Origin of the sequence: Saccharothrix texasensis, from assembly GCF_003752005.1 — a bacterium.
Taxonomy (GTDB): domain Bacteria; phylum Actinomycetota; class Actinomycetes; order Mycobacteriales; family Pseudonocardiaceae; genus Actinosynnema; species Actinosynnema texasense.
This window is the reverse complement of sequence record NZ_RJKM01000001.1, coordinates 3315792-3327287: the sequence shown is the minus strand read 5'-3', so window position 1 is coordinate 3327287 and position 11496 is coordinate 3315792. Positions and strand designations below refer to the sequence as shown.

The following is an 11496-nucleotide window of genomic DNA, read 5'->3' as shown; positions in this document are numbered from 1 at the left end:
TTCAACCTCCTGAGCGACCGCTTAGTATGTGACCGCGGTCGCATAGTGGCACCCGTGCTTGTCGTTCGTCCAGAGGGAACCGATGCATCTCTCAAGGCGTCCTTGGAGCAACGCGAGCTCAAGGGCGTGACCCACAGCAGGCCAGGAGGCACCCACCGTGGTTTTCAAGAGGATGTTGCGCGCGTTCGGAGTCGGCGGTCCCTCGGTGGACACGGTGCCGGCCAACCCGAACGCCCGGCCGGGCGAGCTGCTGACCGGCGAGGTGCGGATCGCGGGCGGTGACCACCCGGCCGACATCGACCAGGTGAAGCTCTCGCTCGTGACCCGGGTCGAGGTGGAGAGCGGCGACAACGAGCACAACCGCGACGTCGAGTTCGCGCGGGTCGTGGTCGGTCAGCGGATCGCCGTCGCGCCCGGGCAGAACCTGGTCCTGCCGTTCCAGTTCCCGGTGCCGCTGGAGACGCCGCTGACCGTCGTGCACGGGCAGCACCTGCACGGCATGACGATGGGCCTGCGCACGGAGCTGGAGGTGCGCGGCGCCCTCGACCCCGGCGACCTCGACCCGGTGGCCATTCACCCGATCCGGTCACAGGAGCACGTGCTGAACGCGTTCGGCGCGCTCGGGTTCCGCTTCCAGCGCGCGGACAACGAGTCGGGGCGCATCCACGGCGTGCCGCAGCAGCTGCCGTTCTACCAGGAGATCGAGTTCCTGCCGCCGGGGCAGTTCCTGGCCAAGATCAGCCAGCTGGAGCTGACCTTCGTGGCCGACCCGCACCGGCTGTTCGTGGTGCTGGAGGCGGACCGCCGCGGTGGTCTGTTCCGGGCCGGCGGTGACTCGTTCGGGCACTTCGCCATGTCCCACGATGAGGTGATCCGCACGGACTGGGCGGCGTTGCTGCACCAGTGGATGGACCAGGTCTCCGGCAGGCGATCTTCCCACGGTTTCGGCCACTAGGGCGGCCCGCGCGGACGCCGTCGCGGCACGTGGGCGCGTTGGTCCGTTCGCCGCTGGCGCTGCGGCCGGCGTGCCCGGTGGGGATGATGGGTGGTGAGGCCCTCGGCGAGGTCGGGGACTTCTTCGAAGGCGACTAACCCGCAGGAGGCATCGTGGGCATCGGCGGTGTGATCAGCGCTCTGATCGTGGGTCTCATCATCGGTTTGCTGGGCAAGCTCGTCGCGCCGGGCAAGCAGGCCATCCCCATCTGGCTGACGATCATCGTCGGCATCGTGGCGGCGTTCCTGGGCACGTTCATCGCCCGGGCGCTGGGCGTGGAGGACACGCCCGGGATCGACTGGATCGAGGTCATCGTGCAGGTGATCCTCGCCGCCATCGGCGTCAGCCTCGTCGCCGGGTTCTACGGCAAGAAATCCGTGCGCTGACCGCGAGAGTCCAACCTCCACGTCGCGTGAGTCCAACGTTCACCACGCGCGTGTCCTACGTTCGGAACACCCGTGTCCTACGTTCAGAACACCTGAATTCAACACTCGGAGCGTCCCGGTCGGCGTTCGCGCCGGCCGCGGCCGTGCGCTGAGTGTTGAACTCGAGGTGCCTGAACGTAGGACACGCGCGTTCTGAACGTAGGACACGCGCGTGGTGGAGGTTGGACTCTCGGGGTCAAGGGGTGCCGACCATGCGGAGGACCAGGTCGGCGTAGAGGTCGCCGATCTCGGCCGGGGTGCGACGGCCCGTCGGTTGGTACCAGCGGGCCACGTCGATGCACAGCGAGAGGACCGCCAGGGTCGCGCCCCGCACGTCGGGGACGTCGAACACGCCCGCGTCGACGCCGGCGGAGACCATGTCGCGCACGGCGGTCTCGATCCGCCGCCGCAGCTCCACCACCTCGGCCAGGTGCTCCGGCGTCAACGCGCTCAGCTCGTACTGCACGACCCGCGCCGTCGTGTGGTACTCGGCGTGCCACGACGCGAACGCCCGCACGGCCTCCGCCAGCCGCGCCACCGGGTCCGCCTCCGTCACGCCCGTCAGCAGCGACAACGACGTGGCGTGCCCGATCCGCGAGATCTGGAACAGCAGCTCCTCTTTGGACCGGTAGTGGATGTACACCGCGGCCGGTGACATGCCGGCCTGCGCCGCGATGTCACGGGTCGTCGTCGCGTGGTACCCGCGCACCGAGAACGCGGCGGCGGCGGCGATCAGCATCCGCCTGGCCGCCGGCGGCGTCACCGAGGACCACGTCTCATCCAGGAGCGCGAACTCACCACTGGTCGTCGTCACAGCCGGCCCTCCTTGACACGAACCCGAACGATACCGCAGGCTAAGCAGACGCTTAGACCTAAGCAACCGCTTAGTATGGAGGATGCGAGAGTGCGCCGCACGCTGTTCGAACCCGACCACGAAGCGTTCCGCGAGACGGCGCGCGCGTTCTGCGACCGCACCCTCACCCCGAACTACGAGCGGTTCGTCGAGCAGCGGCACATCGACCGCGACGTCTGGCTGGAAGCGGGCAAGCAGGGCCTGCTCGGCCTGGAGGTCCCCGAGGAGCACGGCGGCAGCGGCGCGAACGACTACCGGTTCAACGCCGTGCTCGGCGAGGAGCTGTCGAAGGTCAGCGCCGGCATGTCGTCCTGCCTGGGCATCCACGGCGACGTCGTCGCGCCCTACCTGGTCGACCTGTGCACCGACGAGCAGAAGCAGCGCTGGCTGCCGCGGTTCTGCTCGGGCGAGCTGACCACCGGCATCGGCATGACCGAGCCCTCCGGCGGCTCCGACCTGGCCGCGCTCAAGAGCACGGCGGTGCGCGCCGGCGGCGACTGGGTCCTCAACGGCTCCAAGACGTTCATCACCAACGGCTTCTCGGCCGACCTGGTCGTGGTCGCCGCGCGCACCAGCCCGGAGAAGAAGGCCAGGGGCATCACCCTGTTCGCGGTCGAGACCGGCATGAAGGGCTTCGAGCGCGGCCGCAAGCTGGACAAGGTCGGCCAGCCCGAGTCCGACACCGCGGAGCTGTTCTTCGAGGACGTCCGCGTGCCGCACGAGAACGTGATCGGCGAGGTCGACCAGGGCTTCATCTACATGATGGAGCGCCTGCCGCAGGAACGCCTCGGCGGCGCGATCTCCAACCTCGCGCACGCCAAGCAGATCCTGCTGGAGACGATCGCCTACACCAAGGAGCGCAAGGCGTTCGGCCAGGCCATCGGCTCGTTCCAGCACAACAAGTTCACCCTCGCCGAGCTCGTCACCAAGATCGACGTGACGCAGGCGTTCCTGGACCAGTGCACCGACGCGCACACCCGCCGCGAGCTGACCGCCGTGGACGCGGCGAAGGCCAAGTGGTGGAGCGCGGACGTGCAGAACGACGTCATCGACGCGTGCGTGCAGCTGCACGGCGGCTACGGCTACATGACCGAGTACCGCGTGGCCCGTGCCTGGATGGACGCCCGGGTGACCCGGATCTGGGCCGGCTCCAACGAGATCATGAAGGAACTCATCGGCCGCGACCTCGGCCTCTAGACACAGGAGCACCGCCATGCCCGAGGCTGTCATCGTCGCCACCTCGCGCTCGCCGATCGGTCGGGCGCGCAAGGGGTCGCTGGTCGACCTGCGCCCGGACGACCTGGCCGCGCAGATCGTCGCCGCCGCGCTGGACCAGGTCCCGCAGCTGGACCGCGCCGAGCTCACCGACCTGCACCTGGGGTGCGCCGAGCCGCAGGACGAGCACGGCCAGAACGTGGCCAGGCGCATCGCCGTGCAGCTCGGCCTGGACTCCCTGCCCGGCACCACGGTCAACCGGTTCTGCGCGTCGTCGGTGCAGACCGCGCGGATGGCCTTCCACGCCATCAAGGCAGGCGAGGGCCACGCGTTCGTCAGCGCCGGTGTGGAGTGCGTCTCCCGCTACCGGCACGGCGACCCGCACGCCAACCCGCTGTTCGACGCCGCCCGTGAACGCACCCGGCGCACCGCCGAGACCAACGAGCCGTGGCACGACCCGCGTGAGGACGGCGAGCTGCCGGACTACTACATCTCGATGGGCCAGACCGCCGAGAACGTCGCCACGTCGCTCGGCATCAGCCGTCGTGACCAGGACGAGTTCGGCGTCCGCTCGCACAACCTGGCGGAGAAGGCCATCGCGGACGGCTTCTTCGCCCGTGAGATCACCCCGGTCACGCTCCCGGACGGCACGGTGGTCTCCACCGACGACGGCCCGCGCACGGGCGTCACCTACGAAGCCGTGGCGGCGCTCAACCCGTCGTTCCGTCCACAGGGGACCGTCACACCCGGCAACTGCTGCCCGCTCAACGACGGCGCGGCGGCCGTGGTCGTGATGAGCGACGTGCGGGCCAAGGAGCTCGGCTTGACCCCGTTGGCGCGCATCGTGTCCACCGGCGTGTCCGGTCTCTCGCCGGAGGTCATGGGCCTCGGCCCGGTCGACGCCACCAAGCAGGCGCTCGCGCACGCCAACCTCACCATCGACGACATCGACCTGGTCGAGATCAACGAGGCGTTCGCGGTGCAGGTGCTGGGCAGCCAGCGCGCGCTCGGCATCGACATGGACAAGCTGAACGTGCACGGTGGCGCCATCGCGCTCGGCCACCCGTTCGGCTCCACCGGCGCCCGCATCATGACCACCCTGATCAACGGGATGCGCGCCCGCGACGCCCGGTTCGGGCTGGAGACGATGTGCGTCGGCGGCGGTCAGGGCATGGCGATCATCCTGGAGAGGTTGAGCTGAATGGGCATCCTGGACAAGTTCCGGCTGGACGGGCAGGTCGCGATCGTCACCGGCGCGTCCTCCGGCCTGGGCGTGGCGTTCGCCAAGGGCCTGGCCGAGGCGGGCGCGGATGTCGTGCTCGCCGCCCGGCGGGTGGACCGGCTCGAGGACACCGCGAAGCTGGTGGAGGACGCCGGGCGGCGCGCGCTGGTCGTGCAGGCGGACGTGGCGCAGCCGGACGACTGCCGCGAGGTGGCCCGTGCCGCGGCGGAGTTCGGCCCGGTGCGCGTGCTGGTGAACAACGCCGGTGTCGCGTCGGCGGTGCCCGCGTCCCGGGAGACGCCCGAGCAGTTCCTCGGCGTCATGGACGTCAACCTCAACGGCGCGTACTGGATGGCGCAGGCGGCGGCGGCCGTGATGGCGGACGGCGGTTCGATCGTCAACGTCTCCAGCGTGCTGGGCCTGGTCTCCGGCGGGCTGCCGCAGGCCGCGTACTCGGCGTCCAAGGCGGGCCTGCTCGGCCTGACCCGCGACCTGGCGCAGCAGTGGACCGGCCGCAAGGGCATCCGGGTCAACGCGCTCGCGCCCGGCTACTTCGCCTCCGAGATGACCGACCAGTACCCCGAGGGCTACCTCGAAGGGCACATCTCGCGCCTGCCGCTGGGCCGGGTCGGCGACCCGGAGGAACTGGCCGCGGCCGTCGTGTTCCTCGCGTCGGCGGCCGGCGGCTACACCACGGGCGCGACGTTCGTGGTGGACGGCGGCGTCACGCTCGGCGGCTGATTTCCCGACTTGTGACCCACCGCGGCGGCACGGCGATCTAGCCTGCGTAGGCAGGAAGGATCGCCGTTCGCACGGGGGAGTTCCGGTGGTCGTGAGCCGCTCGACCGAAGAGCCCGCATTAGTCGTCCTCGACCCGCCCAGGTCGGTCTTCCGCCGCAAGCGCTTCCTGCTGCCGTTCGGCGTATCGGCGGCCATCGCGCTCGTCGGCGCCTTCGTGCTGTTCGCCAACGGCGTCGCGGCGCTGCCGTTCCAGGGCGTCACGGTCGTCCGCGCCATGATGGCCTCCAAGTCCGAGTTCTTCGCCGACCCGGAGGTCCGCCGCGTCCTGATGGCCAACGGCGTGCAGGTGCACGTGACCGACTCCGGCGGCTCGACGGAGATCGCCAAGGAGCGGGCGAACCCCACGTCGTTCGACTTCGTCATGCCGTCCGGTCAGCTCACCGCGCGGCAGATCCACGACCGGGTGGGCGGCAAGCCGTTCTACCCGTTCACCACGCCGCTGGTCGTCGCCGCCTTCAGCGACTACGCGAAAGCGCTGGCCAAGCGGGGGGTGGCCACACCGCAGGAGGACACCGACGGGCTGTACTACACCCTGGACATGACGAAGTTCGTCGAGCTCACGTTGGCCGGCGAGACCTGGAACAGCATCCCGGACGGCGGCCTGACGAACGCGAACCAGATCATCGCCCAGTCGCCGGACCCGTGCCGGGCCTACTCCGGCGCCGCCTACCTGGCCGTGGTCGCGTTCGCCGCGAACGACAAGCACGCGCCGACCGCGGCGGAGGCCAAGGCGGTCGCCACGAAGATCAAACCGCTGTTCGAGGTCGAGGGCCAGTTCGGCGCGGGCATCGGCCGCACGTTCTTCTCGCCGGACGGCCGCACGTTCGCCCCGGTCGGCGTCATCTACGAGCACCAGTACCTGGCCTACCAGATCCGCACCAAGGAGCAGACCGGCTCGGTCGACCACGACCGCGTGCTGCTCTACCCCGACGCGCACCACCACGCCGAGCCGTGGCTGATCGCGTTCAGCGAGCAGGGGGAGAAGGTGGGACGCCTGCTGCAGGAGGACTCCCGGCTGCAGCGGCGCGCGTTGGAGCTCGGCTTCCGCCTCGGCCGGGCGGGCAGCGCGTCGGTCGGGACCGTGCTGGACGAACGCGGCATCCCCAAGGGCAACCCCGGCCAGGGCGACACGGAGACGTTCGTGGCCAAGCCCGACGCCCTCGCGACGATGATCGAGGAACTCGGCTCCTGCCCGAGCGGGGTGCCGCTGTGAGGGCAGCCCTGGCCGCGTCGCTCGTGGTCGTGGCGGCGCTGGCCGGCTGCACCACCGCCGCCCCCGAGCCGGTCACGCTCACCGTGCTGGCCAGTTCGGAGCTGGCGGACCTCGCGCCGGTGCTGGCCGACCTGCGCCGCGACACCGGCGTCGAGCTGAAGCTCGACCGGCGCGGCACCGTGCGGGCGAGCGACGACCTGGCGGCGGGCGTCGACCACGACCTCGCCTGGCTGGCCACGAACCGGTACCTGCGGCTGAAGGCGGCGGACCTGCCGCTGTCCACCAGCACGATGATCTCCCCGCTGGTCCTGGGCGTGAAGGCGGGCAAGGCGGACGTGGTGCGCGACGCGTCGTGGGCCGACGTGGCGAGCCGCGCGGCGGCCGGTGAGCTGCGGTTCGGGATGGCCGACCCGAGGGTGTCCGGCAGCGGGATGGCGGCGTTGATCGGGGTGGCCACGGCCGCCGCCGGCACCGGCGCCGCCCTGCGCGCCGAGGACGTCACCTGCGACAAGCTCCAGGGCTTCCTCACCGGACGGGTGTTCGGCGCGGCCGGCGCGGCGGAGGTCGGCGACGAGTACGTGCAGCGGCAGGACGAGGTGGACGCCGTGGTCGCGTACGAGTCGACCGTGCTGTCGCTCAACGCGTCCGGGCAGCTCCGCGAACCGCTGGAGGTCGTGTACCCGAGGGACGGCATCGTGCTGTCCGACTACCCGTTGATGCTGCTGAAACCGGACAAGCGGGCCGCCTACGACCGGGTCGTGGACTGGCTGCGCTCGCCGTCGGCCCAGCGGGCGATCATGGAGCGGACCTTCCGCCGCCCGTCCGACCCGCAGGTGCCGCGCGTGGAAGCGCTGCGCGAGCCGATCGGCACCGCGCTGTACTTCCCGGGCACGCAGGCGGTCGTGGACACCCTGCTCGCCGCCTACGACCGCGCCGGCCAGTCCGGTCGGGTGGTGTTCGTGCTGGACCACTCGACGTCCATGGCGGGCGCGCGGATCGCCGGGCTGCGCGAGGCGTTCGCCACGTTGAGCCGGGCGGGCGGGTTCGACCGGTTCCGGCTGGGCGAGACGGTCGTGCTGGTGCGGTTCGCGGGGACCGTGAAGGAGGAGCGCAGCGTCGTCGTCCGCGGCGCCGCCGACCTGGAGGCGCTGGCCGTCGCCCTGACCTCGGCGGACCTGGCCGACGACGGCACCGCGATCTGGTCGGCCCTCGACCACGCCTACCGGGTCGTCGGCGACGGCACGGTGGTGCTGATGACCGACGGCGAGAACAACGCGGGGATGAGCGCGGAGGAGTTCCTGGCCGCGTGGCCGCACCCGCCGGCGCGCACGTACGCGATCCGGTTCGGCGAGGCCGACCCGGTGGAACTGGACCGGGTGGCGCGGGCGACCGGCGGGCGCGTGGTCGACGCGGGCTCGGGGTCGCTGCTGGAAGCGGTGAAGGAGATCCGTGGCTGTCGATAGAGCGCTGTGGTGGTCGGTGTGGTGGCCGTGGGTGGTGCTGTGGGTCGTGACCGCGCTGGCGCTCGCCGCGGCCCTCGGCGTCGGCCTGTGGACGTGGCGGTCGCGGCGCCGGTTCACGCCGTCGCGCGAGGTGCCCGGGTTGACCATCTACCTGCACGAGAAGTCCGTGATGGACCTCTACCAGGTCGGGCGGTACGGCGACGCGATGACCAAGGAGGTCGTGGACCGGGTCGGCGTCACCAAGGACGGCAAGATCGCGTTGAAGGGCCTCGACCTGGGGGTGGAGGGCGCGCGGACGTCCGGGCGCGAGGTGGTGAAGACCTACATCGAGCAGTACGAGCCGATCGCGGTGGTCGGCGTGCTGCTCGACGCGCTGGAGGCGGCGTCCGGGGTCGTGCACGTCGACCTGCGCGACCTGTCCGTGCGCCGGAACACCGCCTTGGAGCAGCACCTCGAACAGCACCAGAAGCACGCCGGCGTGGTGCGGCTGCGGCGGATCGACTCCTACGTGTCGGTGAAGGGCGTGTTCCGGGTGACGTCCGACGGTGACGGCACGACCGTGTTCCTGGCGGCGTTCGGCGACCCGGACGACCCCGAGTCGGGCCCGCAGGTGCGGGTCGAGTGCTACAACGCCGGGCTGCGCGACGACGCCGTGCCCGAGGGCGGGTTCCAGGCGCGGTGCCTGGGCAAGGTGCAGGCGTGGAAGGCGGACGACCAGCACCTCGTCATCCGACCGATCGCGATGTTCCAGTGACCTGGCGTGCGATGCTTGGCCCATGGCATCGGTACCGGAGCGGCTGATCGACGCCGCGACGCGGTTGTTCGCCGACAAGGGCTTCGACCGGGTCGCGGTGCAGGACGTCGTGGACCTGGCGGGCGTCACCAAGGGCGCCATGTACCACTACTTCGGGTCCAAGGACGACCTGCTGCACGAGATCTACGGCAGCCTGCTGCGGATGCAGACCGAGCGGCTGGACCACTTCGCGTCCGGGTCCGCGCCGGTGGCCGAGCGGCTGCACGCGGCGGCGGTCGACGTCGTGGTCACGTCGGTGGACAACTTCGACCAGGCGCGCGTGTACTTCCGCTCGGCCGACCACCTGGGCGAGGACAAGCGGCTCGAGATGCGGGCGGAACGGCGGCGCTACCACGAGCGGTTCCGGTCGCTGGTGGAGGAGGGGCAGGCCGCCGGCGTGTTCCGCGCGGACGTGCCCGCGGACCTGACCGTCCACTACTTCTTCGGCACCGTGCACCACCTCGGCCAGTGGTACAGCGCCGACGGCCCGTTGTCGGCCAAGCAGGTGGGACGCCACTTCGCGGACCTGCTGCTGGCGTCCCTGCGTCCCGTTCCGGGGGGTTCTTCGTGAAGTCCGACCTGCACCGCTACCTGCGCACGGCGCGCGAGGCGATGCTGTGGAAGCTGGAGGGCGCGTCGACCTACGACGTGCGCCGTCCGTTGACGCCGACCGGCACGAACCTGCTGGGCCTGGTCAAGCACCTGGCCGCGATGGAGGTCGGCTACTTCGGCGACACGTTCGACCGGCCGTTCGGCGAGCGGTTCGAGTGGATGGGCGAGGACGCCGAGCCCAACGCGGACATGTGGGCCACCGCCGACGAGTCGCGTGAGGACGTCGTCGGGCTCTACCGGCGGGCGTGCGGGCACGCGGACGCGACGATCGACGCGCTGGACCTGGAGTCGGCCGGCGAGGTGCCGTGGTGGTCGCGGGAGCGCCGGGCGGTCACCCTGCACCTCGTGCTGGTCCACATGATCGCGGAGACCAACCGCCACGCGGGGCACGCCGACATCGTGCGCGAGCTGGTCGACGGCGCGGCGGGCCTGCGCCCGGACAACGACAACATGCCGTCGGTGGAGTGGGAGACCTACCGCGCGAAGCTGGAGAAGGTCGCCCGCGACGCCGACCGCTAGACCGCGACACCGACCGCTAGCCCGCGAAGCCGAAGCCTGGTCGTTCTGCCGGCTCCGCGCCGACGCGCGGCCGGAGCGGGCGCCTCCTCGGCGGGGACCCCCGCTCCAGCCGTCGGGTTCAGGCGGCCGGAACCAGCAGGACCACGGTGTCCGCGACGCACCCCGGCTTCGGGTTGCCCTCGATCTCGACGGTCACCTTCACCACGGCCTGCTTGCCCTGCGCCACGTCGGTGATCTCCACCAGCTCGGCGCCGGCCCGCACCCGCGACCCGACGACGACCGGGCTCGGGAAGCGCACCTTGTTCAACCCGTAGTTCACGCCCATCGCCAGCCCCTGCACCGTGTAGATGTCCCGCACCAGCAACGGGATCAGCGACAGCGTCAGGTAGCCGTGCGCGACCGGAGCGCCGAACGGCCCCGCGGCGGCCTTCTCCAGGTCGACGTGGATCCACTGGTGGTCGCCGGTGGCGTCGGCGAACAGGCCGATCTCCGCCTGCGTGATCTCGTGCCACTCGCCGTGGCCGAGGTGCTCGCCCTCGGCGGCGGCCAGTTCCTCCAGGTCAGCGAATACCCGCATGTCAGTCCTTCGGTCCGCCGGCGACGTAGACGACCTGACCGGACACGAACCCGGCCCCTTCACTGACCAGGAACGACGCCGTGTGCGCGATGTCCTCGGGCGTGCCGACGCGCTGCACGGGGATCGCCGCGGCCGCGCCCTTCTTGAAGTCCTCGAAGTCGATGCCGACCCGGGCGGCCGTCGCGGCGGTCATGTCGGTCGCGATGAACCCGGGCGCGATCGCGTTCACCGTCACGTTGAACTTGCCCAGCTCGATCGCCAACGTCTTGGTGAACCCCTGCAGGCCCGCCTTGGCGGCCGAGTAGTTCGCCTGGCCCCGGTTGCCCAGCGCCGACGTGCTGGACAGGTTGACGATCCGACCCCACTTCGCCTCGGTCTGGAACTTCTGCACCGCCCGGCTCATCAGGAACGTGCCGCGCAGGTGGACGTTGATCACCGCGTCCCAGTCGTCGTCGGTCATCTTGAACAGCAGGTTGTCCCGCAGGATGCCCGCGTTGTTGACCAGGACGGTCGGCGCGCCGAGCTCGTCGGCCACCCGCTGCACGGCCGCGTCCACCGCCGCGCTGTCGCTGACGTCGACGCCCACCGCGATGGCGGTCCCGCCGGAGGCCTTGATCTTCTCCACGGCCTCGGCGCAGCTGCCCTCGTCGAGGTCGAGCAGCGCGACGGCCAGGCCGTCCTGCGCGAGCCGCGTGGCTACGGCGGCGCCGATGCCGCGTGCGGCACCGGTGACGATGGCCACCCGTGCGTCCGTCTGGGCCACGGTCAGTCCTCCTTGATCTGCGGGCCTAAGCAACCGCTTAGTAACC

13 protein-coding genes are annotated in these 11496 nt (G+C 70.9%); 10 read left to right on the top strand and 3 right to left on the bottom strand.

What is annotated here, in order from left to right; all coding sequences use genetic code 11:
• Positions 1-157: 157 nt before the first annotated feature.
• Positions 158-955, top strand: coding sequence for a sporulation protein (locus tag EDD40_RS13365; RefSeq protein WP_123743181.1), 798 nt, complete (start codon positions 158-160; stop codon positions 953-955).
• Between the two features lie 152 nt (positions 956-1107).
• Complete coding sequence (locus EDD40_RS13360; RefSeq protein ID WP_123743180.1) at positions 1108-1380, top strand: GlsB/YeaQ/YmgE family stress response membrane protein; 273 nt, start codon at positions 1108-1110, stop codon at positions 1378-1380.
• Positions 1381-1615: 235 nt separating this feature from the next.
• On the opposite strand, the gene EDD40_RS13355 is transcribed toward EDD40_RS13360, so the two are convergent.
• Complete coding sequence (locus tag EDD40_RS13355) at positions 1616-2158, bottom strand: TetR/AcrR family transcriptional regulator (RefSeq protein WP_123748002.1); 543 nt, start codon at positions 2156-2158, stop codon at positions 1616-1618.
• A 165-nt stretch (positions 2159-2323) separates the two neighbouring features.
• Between EDD40_RS13355 and EDD40_RS13350 the strand changes: the two genes are divergently transcribed.
• The 8 genes from EDD40_RS13350 (at position 2324) to EDD40_RS13315 (ending at position 10110) form a co-directional block, all read left to right on the top strand.
• On the top strand, positions 2324-3469 hold the full coding sequence (locus EDD40_RS13350; RefSeq protein WP_123743179.1) for an acyl-CoA dehydrogenase family protein: 1146 nt from the start codon (positions 2324-2326) through the stop codon (positions 3467-3469).
• 16 nt (positions 3470-3485) lie between these two features.
• The gene (locus tag EDD40_RS13345; RefSeq protein WP_123743178.1) at positions 3486-4688 is read left to right on the top strand and encodes an acetyl-CoA C-acetyltransferase; all 1203 of its coding nucleotides are present in this window, start codon (positions 3486-3488) and stop codon (positions 4686-4688) included.
• On the top strand, positions 4689-5450 hold the full coding sequence (locus EDD40_RS13340; RefSeq protein WP_123743177.1) for an SDR family NAD(P)-dependent oxidoreductase: 762 nt from the start codon (positions 4689-4691) through the stop codon (positions 5448-5450).
• A 91-nt stretch (positions 5451-5541) separates the two neighbouring features.
• Entirely contained in the window at positions 5542-6723 is a 1182-nt protein-coding gene (locus EDD40_RS13335; RefSeq protein ID WP_148088782.1) for a hypothetical protein, read from the top strand.
• Entirely contained in the window at positions 6720-8186 is a 1467-nt protein-coding gene (locus EDD40_RS13330; protein WP_123743175.1) for a vWA domain-containing protein, read from the top strand. The genes EDD40_RS13335 and EDD40_RS13330 overlap by 4 nt, the downstream gene beginning before the upstream one ends.
• On the top strand, positions 8173-8940 hold the full coding sequence (locus EDD40_RS13325; RefSeq protein WP_123743174.1) for a hypothetical protein: 768 nt from the start codon (positions 8173-8175) through the stop codon (positions 8938-8940). The genes EDD40_RS13330 and EDD40_RS13325 overlap by 14 nt, the downstream gene beginning before the upstream one ends.
• A 22-nt stretch (positions 8941-8962) precedes the next feature.
• Positions 8963-9550, top strand: coding sequence for a TetR/AcrR family transcriptional regulator (locus tag EDD40_RS13320; protein WP_123743173.1), 588 nt, complete (start codon positions 8963-8965; stop codon positions 9548-9550).
• Entirely contained in the window at positions 9547-10110 is a 564-nt protein-coding gene (locus tag EDD40_RS13315; protein ID WP_268957685.1) for a DinB family protein, read from the top strand. The genes EDD40_RS13320 and EDD40_RS13315 overlap by 4 nt, the downstream gene beginning before the upstream one ends.
• Before the next feature lie 118 nt (positions 10111-10228).
• On the opposite strand, the gene EDD40_RS13310 is transcribed toward EDD40_RS13315, so the two are convergent.
• Complete coding sequence (locus tag EDD40_RS13310; RefSeq protein WP_123743172.1) at positions 10229-10687, bottom strand: MaoC family dehydratase; 459 nt, start codon at positions 10685-10687, stop codon at positions 10229-10231.
• Between the two features lies 1 nt (position 10688).
• Complete coding sequence (gene fabG / locus EDD40_RS13305) at positions 10689-11450, bottom strand: 3-oxoacyl-ACP reductase FabG (RefSeq protein WP_123743171.1); 762 nt, start codon at positions 11448-11450, stop codon at positions 10689-10691.
• Positions 11451-11496: the final 46 nt, after the last annotated feature.

Coding starts and splice junctions, on each gene's coding strand:
- EDD40_RS13355 (WP_123748002.1), bottom strand. CDS start 2,158: ATGCTGATCGCCGCCGCCGCCGCGTTCTCGGTGCGCGGGTACCACGCG.
- EDD40_RS13345 (WP_123743178.1), top strand. CDS start 3,486: ATGCCCGAGGCTGTCATCGTCGCCACCTCGCGCTCGCCGATCGGTCGG.
- EDD40_RS13340 (WP_123743177.1), top strand. CDS start 4,689: ATGGGCATCCTGGACAAGTTCCGGCTGGACGGGCAGGTCGCGATCGTC.
- EDD40_RS13320 (WP_123743173.1), top strand. CDS start 8,963: ATGGCATCGGTACCGGAGCGGCTGATCGACGCCGCGACGCGGTTGTTC.
- EDD40_RS13310 (WP_123743172.1), bottom strand. CDS start 10,687: ATGCGGGTATTCGCTGACCTGGAGGAACTGGCCGCCGCCGAGGGCGAG.